The 17,155-nt window shown below is 34.6% G+C and carries 16 protein-coding genes; all 16 read left to right on the forward strand.

From position 1 onward, the window contains the following. The first annotated feature begins 261 nt into the window (after window positions 1–261). The 16 genes from AC6CHR_RS06710 to cntE all read left to right on the forward strand — a co-directional run bounded on the left by AC6CHR_RS06710 (window position 262) and on the right by cntE (window position 17,053). Entirely contained in the window at window positions 262–738 is a 477-nt protein-coding gene (locus AC6CHR_RS06710; RefSeq protein WP_498247779.1) for a DUF2975 domain-containing protein, read from the forward strand. A 10-nt stretch (window positions 739–748) separates the two neighbouring features. Beyond that, window positions 749–967, forward strand: a complete 219-nt coding sequence (locus AC6CHR_RS06715; RefSeq protein WP_498247780.1) for a helix-turn-helix domain-containing protein — start codon at window positions 749–751, stop codon at window positions 965–967. Between the two features lie 45 nt (window positions 968–1,012). Further along, complete coding sequence (locus AC6CHR_RS06720; protein WP_498247781.1) at window positions 1,013–1,840, forward strand: DUF817 domain-containing protein; 828 nt, start codon at window positions 1,013–1,015, stop codon at window positions 1,838–1,840. A 97-nt stretch (window positions 1,841–1,937) separates the two neighbouring features. Next, window positions 1,938–2,513 carry a hypothetical protein gene (locus tag AC6CHR_RS06725; RefSeq protein WP_498247782.1) on the forward strand — a complete coding sequence of 192 codons (576 nt, stop codon included), beginning with the start codon at window positions 1,938–1,940 and terminating at the stop codon, window positions 2,511–2,513. A gap of 670 nt (window positions 2,514–3,183) precedes the next feature. Continuing rightward, on the forward strand, window positions 3,184–5,118 hold the full coding sequence (fbp, locus tag AC6CHR_RS06730; RefSeq protein WP_498247783.1) for a fructose-1,6-bisphosphatase: 1,935 nt from the start codon (window positions 3,184–3,186) through the stop codon (window positions 5,116–5,118). 651 nt (window positions 5,119–5,769) lie between these two features. Further along, window positions 5,770–6,039, forward strand: a complete 270-nt coding sequence (locus tag AC6CHR_RS06735; RefSeq protein WP_498247784.1) for a CD3324 family protein — start codon at window positions 5,770–5,772, stop codon at window positions 6,037–6,039. 229 nt (window positions 6,040–6,268) lie between these two features. Then, window positions 6,269–6,931, forward strand: a complete 663-nt coding sequence (locus tag AC6CHR_RS06740; protein ID WP_498247785.1) for a FusB/FusC family EF-G-binding protein — start codon at window positions 6,269–6,271, stop codon at window positions 6,929–6,931. 432 nt (window positions 6,932–7,363) lie between these two features. Continuing rightward, the gene (locus tag AC6CHR_RS06745; RefSeq protein ID WP_498247786.1) at window positions 7,364–8,197 is read left to right on the forward strand and encodes a histidine racemase CntK family protein; all 834 of its coding nucleotides are present in this window, start codon (window positions 7,364–7,366) and stop codon (window positions 8,195–8,197) included. A gap of 41 nt (window positions 8,198–8,238) precedes the next feature. Next, window positions 8,239–9,033, forward strand: coding sequence for a class I SAM-dependent methyltransferase (locus tag AC6CHR_RS06750; RefSeq protein WP_498247843.1), 795 nt, complete (start codon window positions 8,239–8,241; stop codon window positions 9,031–9,033). Between the two features lie 30 nt (window positions 9,034–9,063). After that, complete coding sequence (locus AC6CHR_RS06755) at window positions 9,064–10,377, forward strand: opine metallophore biosynthesis dehydrogenase (protein ID WP_498247787.1); 1,314 nt, start codon at window positions 9,064–9,066, stop codon at window positions 10,375–10,377. Window positions 10,378–10,528: 151 nt separating this feature from the next. After that, window positions 10,529–12,157: a staphylopine-dependent metal ABC transporter substrate-binding lipoprotein gene (gene cntA, locus AC6CHR_RS06760; RefSeq protein WP_498247788.1), complete on the forward strand. Its 1,629-nt coding sequence runs from the start codon at window positions 10,529–10,531 to the stop codon at window positions 12,155–12,157. A gap of 131 nt (window positions 12,158–12,288) precedes the next feature. Next, on the forward strand, window positions 12,289–13,221 hold the full coding sequence (gene opp1B / locus AC6CHR_RS06765) for a nickel/cobalt ABC transporter permease (protein ID WP_498247789.1): 933 nt from the start codon (window positions 12,289–12,291) through the stop codon (window positions 13,219–13,221). Then, the gene (gene cntC / locus AC6CHR_RS06770) at window positions 13,222–14,118 is read left to right on the forward strand and encodes a staphylopine uptake ABC transporter permease subunit CntC (RefSeq protein WP_498247790.1); all 897 of its coding nucleotides are present in this window, start codon (window positions 13,222–13,224) and stop codon (window positions 14,116–14,118) included. 3 nt (window positions 14,119–14,121) lie between these two features. Further along, a complete protein-coding gene (gene cntD, locus AC6CHR_RS06775) occupies window positions 14,122–14,946 on the forward strand; it encodes a staphylopine uptake ABC transporter ATP-binding protein CntD (RefSeq protein ID WP_498247844.1) in 825 nt (274 codons plus the stop codon). Then, window positions 14,933–15,679, forward strand: a complete 747-nt coding sequence (locus AC6CHR_RS06780; protein ID WP_498247791.1) for an ABC transporter ATP-binding protein — start codon at window positions 14,933–14,935, stop codon at window positions 15,677–15,679. The genes cntD and AC6CHR_RS06780 overlap by 14 nt, the downstream gene beginning before the upstream one ends. A gap of 195 nt (window positions 15,680–15,874) precedes the next feature. Further along, window positions 15,875–17,053: a staphylopine family metallophore export MFS transporter CntE gene (gene cntE / locus AC6CHR_RS06785; protein ID WP_498247792.1), complete on the forward strand. Its 1,179-nt coding sequence runs from the start codon at window positions 15,875–15,877 to the stop codon at window positions 17,051–17,053. The last annotated feature ends 102 nt before the right edge of the window (window positions 17,054–17,155 follow it).

The raw sequence follows: 17,155 nt of genomic DNA on the forward strand, positions 1-17,155 counted from the left end.
GAGAAAGCAATGAAAAAGCACTGTTATTTATCTATGTCTAATAGACTGATGAATAGTATTGGGTTATCTATGAATTCATATAAACAAAAATAAACGGTGCACCATAATAAAATAGTTAACGTTAAAAGCATTTCTTCGTTGGAAGGAATGCTTTTTTCTAATGTTAACAATAAATAATGAACAATAAATAATAAAAGTTTATTGAAAAACGATAAATAAGGTGGTAAAATCAAATTGAAAATAAATAGAAGAGGTGCTTTTATGAGACAAGGAACAACAATATTTTTAAAAATAGCTGTTTTTTTTATGGCAATACCAGTTCTTGCTATATGTATATGGGGCTTAATTTCGTTAGCTAATAATCCTGTAAATCCAGATTATGCCCATATCCTATATCCGATTGTAATTATTATGTATGTATCAGTGATCCCATTTTTTATTGCGTTGTATCAGGCGTTTCGACTTCTAAGTTACATTGACAAGAACAAAGCTTTCTCTAAAGTTTCTGTAAGAGCCTTAAAGAAAATAAAATACTGTGCAATCACAATCAGTACCTTGTATGTGGTAATGATCCCGTTTGTTTTTCTCGTAGCAGAGTTAGACGATGCACCAGGACTTATTATAGTTGGAATGGTTCCTGTCTTTGCTTCAATGGTCATTGCAGTCTTTTCTGCTGTTCTTCAAAGGCTTTTACAAGAAGCCATCGATATAAAATCAGAAAATGACTTAATAGTCTGAGGTGAAAACAATGGCAATTATAATTAATATTGATGTGATGTTGGCTAAAAGGAAAATGAGTGTGACAGAACTTTCTGAGAGGGTTGGCATAACGATGGCTAACCTTTCGATATTGAAAAACGGTAAGGCAAAAGCGATTCGATTATCAACTTTAGAAGCGATTTGTAAGGCTTTAGAATGTCAACCCGGAGATGTATTAGAATACCGAAGTGATGAAGAGACCAACTAAATAGGACTTTCATTTCATCAGAAAAATCCTTAGGAGGCATAAATCATGAGAGGACTAAAGCAACTTGTTCGTTTTGGTTGGGAGCAGGCACTATCATGTTTGTTTCCTGTCGTTATTTTTGCTTCTTTGGCTTTTACACAAATCATGCCACTTCCCTTCCTACCACGGTATGACTGGCTACTGATCATCTGCCTTCTTATGCAGTGGTGGATGGTGCGTTCTGGGCTTGAAACACGGGATGAACTAAAGGTGATCACTTTGTTCCACCTTATCGGACTTGTTCTTGAACTTTTTAAGGTACATATGGGTTCCTGGTCATATCCTGAGGAAGGATATTCCAAAATTTTTGGAGTGCCTTTGTATAGCGGATTCATGTACGCAAGTGTAGCGAGTTATCTTTGCCAGGCATGGAGGAGGTTAGAGGTTGAACTGATTAAGTGGCCACCGTTTTGGGTTGTAGTCCCTCTGGCAACGGCGATTTATTTGAATTTTTTCACCCACCATTTTTGGATTGACGTTCGCTATTGGTTATCAGGACTTGTCATGATCGTCTTTTGGCAATCATGGGTCACATACGAGGTTGCTGGAACTCGTTACCGGATGCCACTCGCACTTTCTTTTGTGCTCATCGGATTTTTTATATGGATAGCCGAAAATATTGCAACGTTCTTTGGAGCTTGGGAATATCCAAACCAAACCGACGCATGGAGTCTCGTTCATTTAGGAAAGGTGAGTTCATGGCTATTATTAGTGATTGTTAGCTTTCTTATAGTAGCAACGTTAAAGCAGGTTAAGGGGAAGAATTCACTTGGAAAGAACCTGGTCCATTTTTTAACTGATAAGAATCCATTTTTAAAAAAGTCGGATCTTTAGCATAGTCATAAATTAAAATTTTTTATAAGAAATTGTTAGGTTTTTCTTAAGTTTATTCCTTTATAATAATCACATAAAAAGATTTAAGGTGAGGATTATGATCATAGAAAAAAAGATTTATATCCTTTTAACTGATACAGGAACGATGTTAACAAGACTGATAAAGTCCTATACTAAAAAACCATATAATCATGCTTCAATAGCCTTTGATGCTGAATTAAATGAGGTATATAGTTTCGGGAGAAAAACAGTGAAAAACCCTTTTATTGGAGGGTTTGTTAGAGAAGATATTCAATCCGTCTTATTTAAACAAACAAATGGCGCGATCTATTCTTTAACCATAACTAATGATGAATTCCAAAAGATGTATCAATATATCCAAGCAATAGCTGCAAAAAAGGAACAATATCGCTATAATTTTATAGGATTATTTGGTGTGATGTTAAAAAAACCGATAAAAAGAAAGAATGCTTTCTTCTGTTCTCAGTTTGTGGCATCTGTTCTAAAGGAAAGCAAAGTCATTGACTATGAAAAAGATCTTTCTCTGGTTGAACCAAGTGACTTGCCCCATTCAGATAATTTTCAATTGATTTTTGAAGGTAGATTAATAGATTATCAAAATAAAGTTGTCAATGAAAGAGTCCATGTGCCTTATCCAATAGTTCCGATTTAAATGTGATTCTGCTTTAATACAGTTAGTCGTACCAATTAGCTAACACTTCAGTGTTGACATGAATAAGAACCTCCGGACTTTTCGCGATAAAAAAACCTAATGTCTCATATATAACACTGAGACATTAGGTTTTTTATATCACAATAATGATCTTCACTAATCATTAACTCAACTTTCAAACTTGATAAAGCAATAACAAGCTACCAGCAGTAATTGTAGCCGTCATTAAACTAGTATCATTGGCACGAAAATTCGTGTTCACTTGAAGTACAATCAAAATGTAGTGAATAAAGTGTATATATCGAGTCACCAGTAAAAGATTACTATTATGGGTGCTACTCCGTTACTTGCCAAAGAAAATATTTACATCCTTTTAATTCTGAAAAATCTGTTTTTATACATCGTGAGAGATGGACAAATGATTATTTTTTAGATAACATATTGGTAACACCTTTATTTGGTTAAATTTGTTTGGTTACCTATATTCTACTAAAAGATACGGTGTCTATTTTCTAGGACACAAAAAACAAATAGAGAGTAAATCAGGTTATACATAGAGATCATATGACTTTAAAGATACTATTCTATTGCGAAAGCTTTAGAATATAAATAGTTAATTTGATCTTATAGACATAGAATATTGTTGGAGTTTGAAAGGGGATACATCAAATTGAATACAAAATTCTTAGATTTACTGGCCCAAAAATATGATTGTGAAGAAAAGGTCGTTACTGAAATTATTAATCTAGAGGCGATTTTGAATCTTCCAAAAGGGACAGAGCATTTTGTTAGTGATTTACATGGGGAGTATCAAGCCTTTCAGCATGTGTTAAGAAATGGGTCTGGTAAAGTAAAAGAGAAAATAGAGGACATTTATAAAAAGGTCTTAACGGATAAAGAAATTAAAGAATTTGCAACATTGGTTTATTATCCAGAGGAAAAAATAAGGTTAATAAAAAATGACTTTGACAATGAAGAAGAGTTACACCAATGGTACACAGTCATCATTGAGCGTATGACTAAGCTGATTTCTTATGCCTCCTCCAAGTATACACGTTCGAAATTACGTAAGGCATTGCCTGATCAGTTTGTCTATATCATTGAGGAGTTACTATATAAAACAGATGAATTTACAAATTTTAAAGAACCCTATTATTCAAAAATTGTTCAACAAATTCTTTCCCTTGGTCAAGCCGATAAGCTCATTATAGGTCTTGCTTATACAACTCAGAGATTGGTTGTGGATCATCTTCATGTCGTCGGAGATATATACGATCGTGGACCTGAACCAGATCAAATTATGGAAGCACTCATCAGTTATCATTCAGTCGATATTCAGTGGGGAAATCATGATGTTCTTTGGATAGGTGCTTTTGCTGGTTCAAAGGTTTGTCTTGCGAATATCATTCGAATCTGTGCGAGATACAACAATTTAGATATTATTGAAGATGTATATGGAATCAATCTTAGACCACTCCTTAATCTAGCGGAGAAATACTATCTAGACAATCCCGCCTTTAGACCAAAGATTCAATTAGATGAAACGTTATCTGAGGAAGAACAATTACAAATTACAAAAATCCATCAAGCGATAGCGATGATTCAGTTCAAGCTTGAAAGCCCGATCATAAAGAGGCGTCCGACCTTTAATATGTCAGAAAGGCTCTTACTTGAACAAATAGATTATGATCACAACGAAATTACGATTCATGGCCATACATACCCAATTGAAAATCCTTGCTTTACAACGATTAATCCAGAGCAACCTGACCAACTTTTAGAAGAGGAAGAGCAAGTAATGGACAAGCTATTATTTTCTTTGCAACATTCAGAAAAGCTTGCCAGACATATGAATTTTCTAATGAAAAAAGGAAGTCTTTATTTAAAATATAACGGAAACTTATTATTACATGGCTGTATTCCTTTAGATGAGAAAGGGAATATGGAAAAAATGGTCATCGAAGAAAAAAACTATGCAGGTCGTGAATTACTTGACGTGTTTGAACAATATTTACGCTATTCTTTTGCACACCCTGAAAAGACAGATGACCTTGCAACAGACATGGTTTGGTATTTATGGACAGGTGAAAATTCATCACTGTTTGGAAAAAGATCAATGACTACCTTTGAAAGATATTTCATTAAGGATAAGTCTACCCATAAAGAGAAAAAGAACCCATACTACTATTTACGTGAAAATGAGGATACCTGCAGCCAAATCCTAGCAGAATTTGATCTTGACCCAGATCAAGGTCATATTATTAATGGCCATACACCTGTTAAGGAAATTAACGGGGAAGATCCAATTAAAGCAAACGGGAAGCTGATTGTTATTGATGGAGGATTTTCAAAGGCTTATCAATCAACAACAGGTATTGCTGGATATACGTTATTATATAATTCCTTCGGTATGCAGCTTGTCGCCCATAAACATTTTAATTCAAAAGAAGAAGTTCTACTAAATGGGACAGATGTATTATCCGTAAAAAGATTGGTGGACAAAGAACTAGAGAGAAAAAAAGTGCTAGAAACGAATGTTGGCGAGGAATTATTGAAGGAAATCTCTATTTTAAATAGTTTGCTGGAATATCGTTATATGAAGTGAGAGCAATCATAATCATTTAATTGATTTATTCTTATTTAAATTATATTTCATGTCTTGGGTATTGAGACTATTAAACTGGAATATCCTAGATAATAGCATAGAATGAGAAAGTTATTCTCAATAGTTCAGGGGATACTTAAGGTTCCAAGACTATTTTGTGAAAATGAAAATATTAGGTACTCTACCTTGAATAAATTCGTTTTTTTCGGGAGTGGCGGTTCGTCCCAGACAGCTAGTAACGAATTGCAGAATATACTATTCTTGAACAAATAGTAGAAAAATTTCATGTTTACTATCAGAGAGAGCACCGGTATATCTAATACGGTTCTCTCTTTTAATCGTTTTTAATTCCCCAAAGATATACTTCTTAAACGATATCCTCATTTACTTTTACATTAATGACGATCCCAGAATTATTAAATAAAAATCAACAAGAAATAGATTTCCTTTGTTATAATAGTGTCAAAAAGGGGGGTGCATAAAATTGGAGAATCCTTCGAGATTGTCTGGTACTTCTACCACTCATGCAAAGCCTAATATGGAAACGGCGATACTTTGCATGGGGCAAAACTAAATAAAATTCTTATCGTCTCTTACATATCTTGGCTTTGCACCTTATTTAATCGATTAACAAATAAGGGGCTGGCAGTGATGAAATATGTAAATGCATGTAACATTTTACCTGAAAATCTAATCATGGAAATCCAAAAATATGTACAAGGTGAAACGATTTATATTCCGAAACCGGAAACGACTTATCGAAAATGGGGTACCCTTAGTGGTGGAAGAAAACTCCTAGATAAGCGCAATGTTAAAATAAAAAGCGACTTTATTAGCGGCACCAGTATTCAGGAGTTAGCTGATGAATATTTTCTTTCAATCGAAACAATCAAAAAAATAGTGTATTCAAAGCATGGATGATTTTGTCCGTGCTTTTTTATGTATGGGTATGGCTCTATTCTAATAGATTACTGTAATTTATCCGAAAACGAATTAACGTTGATCGGAGCGGTAAACAACAACACCAACTACTTGGTATATAGCAACGAAGTTTGCGGTAACAGTCTTAGGTAAAGAACATTTCTAAGTTGTCTTTTCCATTTCCCCATTCAACGTTATTTTTTATAATGAATGGAAGGGGGCCGTAAATATGACCGAAAAGTATATGAAGAACGCTGACTTTAATTTTATTCAAAAACAGGTAGATCTGATTAAAGATAGCTACAAAAAGAATGTGTCGCCTAATGTAATCCAGGCCGTAAAGGACATAGCGAACACGAAAATAATCGAACTGTTTCCCGATGCAACGAATGAGCAAAAGGAAAAGTTAGATCTTTCTTCACTTAAAACCTACCAGGAATATGACAGATACATTCAGCAGCTTTATGACTATCTAATACCATTTCCAAAGATCACTGAAACACAAATGAAAAAGCTGTTTCCCAAAAATAAAAAATTAAAGCTTCCTGACTTAGACAACATGAATCTAAATCAACTTACGTATTTAAGCTGGGTGGATACCGGAACAAATAAGAAGTTTATCGTGTATGAACTAGATGAGAAAATAGTGGGTATAGAATGCAAATTTTCAAAGCTAAATAAGGATAATATCTGTTCCTTCTGTAATCGATTTGGTCAGGTTGCCTTTATCTCCACTGTTACAAAAGCGAAAAAGGCTAAAAATCCTGATTACTATAAGGCGATAGGAAACTATATTTGCTTTGATAGCACAGAATGCAACAAGAAAATCACAAATGTCGATTACTTAACTACTTTCCTTAAAGAGTCATTAGGAGAAAAAACTGTCCGATAAGAAAGATAGGACAGTTTTTTGTTTTTCTCTACTATGCTCAATCCAGCAAAAAAGGGACACCGAAACACCTTCTTTTTTCCAAAATCTATGGAATACACCTGCCCTATTAAATTTCCCTCTACCATTTAGGCTAATTGTTCAATCATTATTTTCATTCTCCATTGCAATATTTCCTATATTCCTCTATGTTTCTAGAACGATAAATGTAGCTATCTAAATCACGCCTCTTATACAGTTTGTAGGGAAATAGATAACGGAATAGGAACGTCTCATTTTCAACTACTAGAAAAAAGTATAAAAAGAACATTATTGACATTATCTAACATCATGTTATAATTCATGTAGAAAATAACAAATCGTAATTATTACGATTTGTATGGAGGATGATACTTTTGAAACAATTAAAAAAGGTAAAGGTACAGGGTAGCTGTGATGAAACAGGAAATTGATTTTATAAAATGTAATCCAACACAAAATATGACAATTCTTGTTAAAGCGAATTACCCAGTTGAGGAGTATAAGCAAATTGCCTCAAAAATTATGTCATATGATAGCGTGTATGCAGAACAAGTAGGTTTTATCGAAAAACCGATAAATCATATAGCAGCTGCACATTTACAGATGGCCGGAGGGGAGTTTTGCGGTAATGCATGTATGGCATTAGCAGCTTTTATTGCATCTGAAAAAGGATTAAAACAAAATGATTTGACGGAACTATTATTAGAAGTTTCAGGGACCGATAAATTAATAAAGTGTCAAGTGAAAAGAACCTTAGATGAATATTACTGTTCCGTTACTATGCCTATACCTAAAAAGTTAGAACCGAGAACCATTCAGTATGATGGTATCGATTTGGATCTGATTATCGTTAGATATGATGAGTTTCTACATATTGTGGTAGAAGTGGCGGAATTTAGCGAAAACATACGGGCAAAAGCGCAATCATTAGCAAAGTTACTTGGCATAACGATAGGAGATAACTTGATCGGGATATTATTGTATAAATCGGAATCTGATGAATTGGCTCCGCTCATTTATATCCCACATCTAGATAGTATGATTTGGGAAAGGGGGTGTGGTTCAGGAACAGCCTCCATAGGCGCCTATCTAGCATGGAAGAATAAAGAGGAGATTGTTGCACAAATAAAGCAACCCGGAGGCACGATTAATGTTGTTGCTAATTGTCTTGATGAAGAATTAACCAATCTTAGGATTGAAGGATCTGTCGGAATTGTTGCAAAAGGTAAAGCTTTTATAGCGGGTTAATTTTACGTTGAATGGGAGTGAAATGAATGAATCTAGTAGAAATGAATGCGGTAGCTACGTTTCAAAAAGATTTAAGTGATTTCTTAGAAAAATTTAACGATTTAGCTGAAAGATATGATCATACAATCCATAATTGTTCAGAGTTAGAGATTTTAATAGACGGCTATTCAACATTCATTACCGACGAGAGCAATAAAGCAGTCTGGGAACAACTTGAATTACAGGAATCTAGTGTTTTGAATCAACTTGCAGTGGATCTAAGAAAAAAATCAGCACAATGTGTGGCTATTATGGAGAAATATCGTGCCTTGAAGTTGCTGAATGGAAATGAGGAAATAACTAATTATTTCCAAAATATAGAATCATGTATTGAAAAAGAATTTGGCAGTTTCCAAATCACTTCTGAATCCAAGGTATTATTAATAGGCTCAGGATCTTACCCAATGACATTGTTGTTAATTGCGCAACAAACAGGAGCAGAGGTTGTTGGCATTGATATTGATGATGAGTCGATTCAACTTGGAATACGCGTTGTTGAGAAATTAGGAAATGGATTAAATATTAGACTAGAAAAAGAATTAGTAGAAAATCTCCATTTTACAAAAGATGCGACCCATATCATTTTTAGTTCAACTGTTGAAATCAAATATGAGATATTGGATCAATTGCATACATTGACGAATGAAAATGTGGTTGTGGCGATGAGATATGGTGATCAATTGAAGTCATTATTTAATTTTCCAATGAGAAACGTAGATGAACAAAAGTGGGTGTTGGTTGAGAGCATAATCCGAGCAGATCATGTGTTTGATATTGCCTTGTATAAAAAAGCGTAACTTACTAGTTTGTAGAAAAAGGAGGCTTTTATGAGTGTGTTTAAGAGAGTTTTAATCGTAGGTACTGGTCCTACCTCAATCCAACTTGCGGTAAATTTTAAACAACAATTGAATTGCTATACGGGGATTTCGGGAAGAGAATCTGTTCGTTCTGAAAAAGTCTTCGGGGCACTTAAGCAAAGTGACCATCAAATTCGTGTAAGCGTTCAAAATGAGAAGCATCGAAATATGGCAGGGGAATGCTTCGTTGATCAAGTTTTTAATGGCTATGAAACAATTAAAGGTGAATGGGATACGATTATTTTTTCTGTAACAACAGATGCATATATCGAAGTATTAAAACAAATCAATGAAAAGCTATTAAAAGAAGTTAGATGTATCGTCTTAATATCTCCGACTTTTGGTTCGAATAGTTTAATACGGCATTATATAAACGATCTTAATTCAGATGCGGAAATTATTAGTTTTTCTACATATTTTGGAGATACTCGATGGATGGATGACAGACCGCAAAATAATGTGTTAACAACAGCGGTAAAGAAAAAGATTTATATAGGCTCTACAAACTATCCGTCTAAAAATGTCGAAAGATTATGTAAGCTGTATGATCAATTAGGTATTGCTCTTGAAATGATGAAAACGCCAATTGAAGCGGAAACAAGAAATATTTCTTTATATGTACATCCACCGTTGTTTATGAATGATTTTTCTTTAAGTGCCATATTTGATGAATTAGAAACAACGAAATATGTCTACAAAGTTCACCCTGAGGGGCCGATTACGCAATATTTAATACGTGATATGCTGACCCAATGGAAAGAGATTATGAATATCATAGAAAAATTGAATATAAAACAGATGAATTTACTTAAATTTATGACAGATGATAATTATCCTGTAAGATTGGAAAATTTATCACGTCATGATATTGATCAATTCAATCAATTAGAGAGTATTCATCAAGAATATTTATTGTATATACGTTATACCTCACTATTGATTGATCCCTTTTCGGAACCTGATAAGGAAGGAAAATATTTTGATTTTTCTGCTGTTCCATTTCGGAAAATGTTCGTTAATAAAGAAGGGTATTTGGATGTCCCGAGAATGCCTAAGGAAGACTATTATCGAATAAAAATAATCCAAGGAATTGCCAACTATACAAAAACACCTTGCCCAACCATAGATAAGTTTATTAAAACCTATGAGAATAAAATTGTAATGGTTGCACAATCTCATCCGAGTGAATGGCTATCTAAAGCATTTACCGTTCAAAGCTTTGATGAAGACATAAAAATGATCTGCAGTGAAATCGGAAAAGGTTTTGAGTCAAAGACGGTTTAAGACTTGTAATAAATGTACTGGACTATCATATTATTTAAATAGGAATCATTTCGGTTTATTAAATGAGTTTTATGACTACGCAAACCATTATCTGTTTATCTACCAAAAGGATTTACATTCAATTTAGTAAGAGTTAAAGGAGAGGGATTTTTTGTTCAATAAAGGATGTAAGCTAGCGACTATTGTTTTATTTACATTAACTATTCTAGTTGGCTGCTCAGCAGCTACAGGAAACACTGATAATAAGGAAAAGGTAGACTCGGATGTAACGGATACCACAAAAGAATTAGTTTATGCATCAGCCAAAGATATTAATGATATGAACCCTCATTTGTACACAGGCTCTATGCCAGCTCAAGGGATGGTGTATGAATCGTTAGTTGAAAATACCGAAGAGGGAATTAAGCCATTACTTGCTGAATCATGGGATATTTCAACAGATGGAAAAGTGTACACATTTCATTTAAGGGAAGATGTGAAATTCCATGATGGGGAACCTTTTAACGCAGAGGCAGTAAAGCAAAATATTGATGCTGTCCAAAAAAATGCAGAGAAGCATGCTTGGATTAAGTTAGCTACAAAAATAGAGAGTTGTATTGTAGTAGATGAGTATACAGTTGAATTAGTCCTGTCAGAAGCCTATTATCCAACTTTAGTTGAATTGTCTATGACTAGACCTTATGTATTCATATCACCGAAAAACTTTATTAACGGGGAAACAAAAGATGGTGTAAATGGGTACAACGGGACTGGACCATACCTTCTCACTGAACATAAGGCCGAAGAGTATGCCATTTTTGAAGCAAATGAAAACTATTGGGGTGGCTCACCTAAAATTAAGAAAATTACCTCTAAAGTTCTTCCAGCAGGGGAAACGACATTTTTAGCCTTACAAAAAGGAGAAGTGAATTTTGCTTTCACTGATGATAGAGGTGCAGACAGTCTTGATGTAGAATCAATGAACCAATTAGTTGAAAAGGGTGAGTATCAACTTGTTAGAAGTGAACCAATGAATACAAAAATGATCGTAGCTAATAGTAGTAAATCTGATAATCCAGTGAGTGAGACGGCTGTTCGTGAAGCCATTTGGTACTCAATCGATAGGGAAACAATTACTAAGGATCTTTTAAATGGGACAGAAACAGTAGCCAATACACTGTTTTCATCTAACGTCAATTATGCGGATGTTGATTTGAAGAAACGAGGTTTTGATTTAGATAAAGCGAAAGAGATCTTAGAAGAATCCGGTTGGGAATTGAGCGATGGTGCTGAAGTTAGAACGAAAAACGGCAACAAATTAGCCATGAAACTTTACTATGATAGTAATTCTTCTTCCCAAAAAATAGAGGCTGAATTTATTCAATATTCATTAAAAGAGATAGGTATTCAGCTAGAGATTATTGGTGAGGAGTCAACGTCAATTGCTAATCGAAGATCAACTGGTGAGTATGACCTATTATTCAATCAAACATGGGGTCTCGCATATGATCCACAAAGTACAATCGCTGCTTTTACTTCGGAGGCCTCTTATTTACATACGACAAGTGGGATAACGAAAGCAGATGAACTCTACAAGAAGATTGATGAAGTTATGCTGTCCACGGATGAAGAAACACGGAAATCGTTATATGCTGATATTTTGACCATTGTTCATGATGAGGCAGTCTTTATTCCGATCTCAAATGGGAGTGTCACTGTCGTTGCTCCAAAAAATGTAAAGGACATTTCATTTAAGCAAACCCAATTTGAGTTGCCATTTGAACGAATGAACTTTGAATAACAAAATAAAAAGGAGAAATTCTCCTTTTTATTTATATGAAGGGCAGGATTTTTATGATAAACACTTCATTCGTATAGCAAGGTTTGTTCTATATGTTGGGAAGGCTATTTTCTAATGAAAGGAGATTTTCTTTGAGACGTTACATCATTAAAAGGATATTCATATCTATCCCATTACTTCTAGTCATTTCATTCTTAACTTTTGTATTAATTAATCTCTCCCCTTTAGATCCAGCCGAAGTCGTTTTACAAGCACAAGGGGTACCAACAATAACTGAAGAATTAATTGCCACCACGAAAGAAGAGTTGGGGATGGATAAACCATTTATTAACCGATACTTTGATTGGGTTATGGCTAGTGTACAGTTAGATTTTGGGAATTCTTATGTGACTGGAAAACCGGTTTGGACATTAATAGGGCCAGCTTTTGTCAATACGTTCAAGTTAACGTTCATTTCATCTGTTGTTATTATCCTAATGTCGATACTATTGGGTGTTGTTTGTGCGATGAATGAAGGGAAATTAATCGATAAGTCGGTTAGAGGCTTTTCATTTTTCTTAACTGCCATGCCTTCCTATTGGCTGGCTGCTCTTATGATTTGGTTTTTTTCTGTGAAATTGGATTTATTACCAACTAGTGGAATGGATACCTATAAGAATTACATTTTACCAGTTATTATCATAGCTGTTAGTTATGCCGGGATTTATTTTAGAGTCGTTAGAAGTTCAATGTTAAGCAATTTAAATGAAGATTATGTTCTGTATGGAAGGGCATGTGGCCTAACAGAGAGGAAAATCACGATGCATATAGTAAGGAATTCATTGCAAGTTGCCATTTCAATCTTTTGTATGGCGATACCAATTATATTAGGGAGTACAGTCGTTATTGAAAATGTGTTTGCTTGGCCAGGGTTAGGGAGTCTTAGTGTTAGATCCATACTAAGCAGGGATTTCCCAATAATCCAAGCGTATGTTCTTATATTAGCAGTTGCCTTTGTCTTGTTTAATACGATGTCCGATATCATAAATGCTGCGATGAATCCGAAGTTAAGGAATGATCTTTAAATGACACGATTGAAAAATGTAATGGAAGATAAATTAGCTGCGATATCTTTATTTGTCATTATTGTAATTATTATCGCTGGTACATTTGCTCCTATAATTGCTCCACATGGTCCTAATGAAGTAAATATGAGCCTACGGTATGCAAGCTCATCTTGGGAATACCTATTAGGCAATGACCATTTAGGAAGATGTATTTTATCCCGATTAATTTATGGAATCAGACCTAGTGTTTTATGGGTTTTAGTTGCATTAATACTATCTGTTTTGATTGGGGCTATATTAGGCTTTCTAGCAGGCTACTATCGAGGAAAAGTAGATACCTTTATTATGAGAATTTGTGACACAATGCTTTCATTTCCGGGATATGTTTTGGCATTAGCGGTTGTTGGTATTATAGGCGTGGGTCTTGAAAATATATTAATTGCGTTTATTTTGATTAAGTGGGCATGGTTTGCGCGAATAATCCGAACATCTGTTATGCAGTATACAGAATTAGACTATGTGAAATTCTCTAAAGCAGCTGGCATTAGTGATCTAAAGATTATCTATAAGCACATTGTACCTGTTACATTTTCTGATATCTGTGTCATTTCAAGTAGCTCGATTGGGTCAATGATTTTGCAAATATCAGGGCTATCATTCCTTGGTTTAGGCATGCAAGCTCCAAATGCTGAATGGGGAATGATGTTAAATGAGGCGAGGGAAGTTATGTTTACAAGACCTGAGTTAATGCTAGCACCCGGTTTAGCCACTATTATGATCGTAATGGCATTTAATTTTTTATCTGATGGACTTCAAGTAGCTTTAGACCCAAAATTAGTCAATTCAAAAAATAAGCATAAAGATCATCTAACTCACACCAAAATGAAACTTCAACAAAAAGAGGTGGCTAATTAAATGATGAATATATTAGAAGTTGAAAATTTAAAGATTTGGGACATTAATACAGGTAAAGTGATTATTCATAATCATTCATTTCATTTAAAAAAAGGTAGCTGTCTAGCAATAGTCGGAGAAAGTGGAAGTGGTAAGTCTTTAACATGTAGGGCAATAATGAGATTAAATAAACCCTCACTTCGCCAATCAGGGGAGATTTTATTTGAAGGAGAAAACATAAACAATCTATCTGAAAAAGAGATGAGAAAGAAAAGGGGAAAAAACCTTTGTATGATTCTACAAAATGGTATGAGTGCATTTGATCCTTCTTGTGTGATTGGTGTTCATGTAAAGGAAACACTTGTTGAACATTTCAACTGGAGTAAAAACGAAATAGAAGAAAAAGTGATAAATGCCATGGAAAGTGTCATGCTGGAAAATCCAAAAGAGATATTGAACAAATATCCACATCAGCTATCCGGAGGTATGTTACAGCGAATGATGATTGCTCTAGCCATCGTCTTGGAGCCCGATATTATTATCGCAGATGAACCGACAACAGGGCTTGATACGATTTCACAATTTGAGGTAGTGGAACAATTTATTAAGCTACGAGAAAGAACGGGATGTTCGATGATCTTTATCTCTCACGACTTAGGTGTTGTAAGAAAAATTGCGGACGAAGTATTAGTAATGAAAGATGGAGAAATTGTTGAGAGAGGAAATACGCAAGCCATTTTTTCTGAACCGAAACATGATTATACTAAATATTTAATTTCGACTAGACAAGCCCTGAGTGATCATTTTAAGAAACTAATGTTGGGAGGGGCGAGCGTTGCTAGTGGTTGATAGTGTTGAGAAATCTTATAAAAAAGGTGGATTATTTTCTTCAGAGAGACAGAACGTAGTAAAGAATGTTAGTTTTGAATGTAAGAATGGAGAATGTCTCGGTATTATCGGAGAAAGTGGAAGTGGAAAATCAACATTAGGGCGTTTGATAGTAGGAATTGAGAAGCCTGATCGTGGAAACGTTTTGTTTGATGGAGAAAATGTATTAGATAGAAAAGTAAGATTAGGTAACATGAGCGCAGTTTTTCAAGACTATAAATCTTCCATTAATCCATTTTTCACTGTTGAAGACGCAATTATTGAGCCTTTAACCATTCATAATAAGGTCAGAAAAGAAAATCAAGACAAGATTGATCATCTATTAATTCAAGTAGGATTAAATCCGTCCTATAAAAATAAATATCCTCATGAATTATCAGGGGGTGAGGTTCAAAGAGTGTGTATTGCAAGAGCCATTTCAACAGAACCAAAATGTATTTTACTAGATGAAGCAATCAGTTCCTTAGATGTATCTGTGCAAACACAAGTGCTTGAGTTATTAATAGATTTAAAAAGGATTTACAAGATGAGTTATATTTTTATCACTCATGATATACAGGCTGCGGCCTATATTTGTGACAGAGTAATTATTTTTAAAGATGGTCAAATTGAAGAAATGGTTGAAATCGAACGATTAAAGGACGTTAAGTCAGCTTACGCAAGAAAGTTATTACAGGCATTAATAACGTTTTAATTCTATTTACTCTGAAGTAATAAGGCAAGCGGGGATATCTTTTTTGGGTGTGTGTATCCTTAAATACCTTCTTCATCGTATGTGAAAAGAAACAAAATGTATTTTTTGTGTGATGAGTGAAATGGCTACAAAATTAGAAAAGATGAAATACATAAAGTCATCAAACTTGTTATACGACTCTAGGAGGAGAAATTTGTGAGTGGAGCTATGTCATGGCCATTTCTACGTTTGTATTTGTTGGTTCTTCTTTACTTCAGTGCCAATTCTATACTAAATGTGATTATCCCCTTACAAGGGGGAGCTTTAGGGGCCAACAATACAGCAATCGGCCTGATCATGGGGGCATATTTGTTTACAACGATGTTCTTCCGCCCATGGGCAGGCCAAATGATTCAAAAGCATGGACCGATAAAGGTTCTACGGATTATTCTCATTATCAATGGGTTTGCTTTAATTTTATATACATTTACTGGTTTAGGGGGCTATTTAGTTGCCCGTATGTTACAAGGGGTATCGACAGCTTTTTTTTCAATGGCATTACAGATAGGCATTATTGATGCACTGCCAGAGAAGGATCGATCTCAGGGCATTTCCCTTTATTCTTTGTTTTCCTATATACCAGGTATTATTGGTCCCTTACTTGCATTAGGCATTTGGCAAGGAGGTATGGATTCTTTTACAGTTGTAATGATAACAATTGCCCTCTTTACAGGGGTGTTTGGCTATAGTGTCAAAATGGAAAAAGGGCAAGATGAGCCTGTTACAAATAGTACTGAGCAGGGAGTAAGTACACTCAAGTCATTTAGTCAGATCGCTAAAAATCCGTATTTGTTTAAATGTAGTGTATTAATGTTAGTATCTTCCATTGTCTTCGGGGCAATTACGACGTTTATACCACTTTACGCAATGCAATTAAAAAGTGGTAATGCTGGAATTTATCTCATGCTTCAGGCAGGTACAGTAGTCTTTTCTCGTTTCGCATTAAGAAAAAAAATACCTTCAGATGGAAAATGGCATTCATCTTTTATCATGGGAACTATGTTTATTTTGGCACTTGCCGCCCAATGTGTAAGCTTTTCTATGATGGGTGGAGCAATCTTTTTCTATGTAGGTGCCATTTTAATGGGGTTAGCTCAGTCACTCCTTTATCCGACATTAACAACCTATTTATCTTTTGTTTTACCAAAAGTGAACCGGAACGTGTTACTAGGTTTGTTTATTGCGATGGCTGATTTAGGTGTATCACTAGGTGGTGTCATTATGGGACCAATGGCAGATCTTTTCTCATTTTCCTTTATGTACATGATTTGTGCTATCTTAGGTGTAACGATGATTTTCTTTGCCTATGATCGACGAAAAATATTTGTCGGGTAAAGACAACGAGATCATCAAATTTTGGTATGTGTGTTTAGAATAGAATCTGCATTATAAAAAGATTGCTCAAAATTTGAGTAATCTTTTTATAATGCTTAGATT

The organism is Metabacillus sp. GQ13 (genome assembly GCF_059758525.1).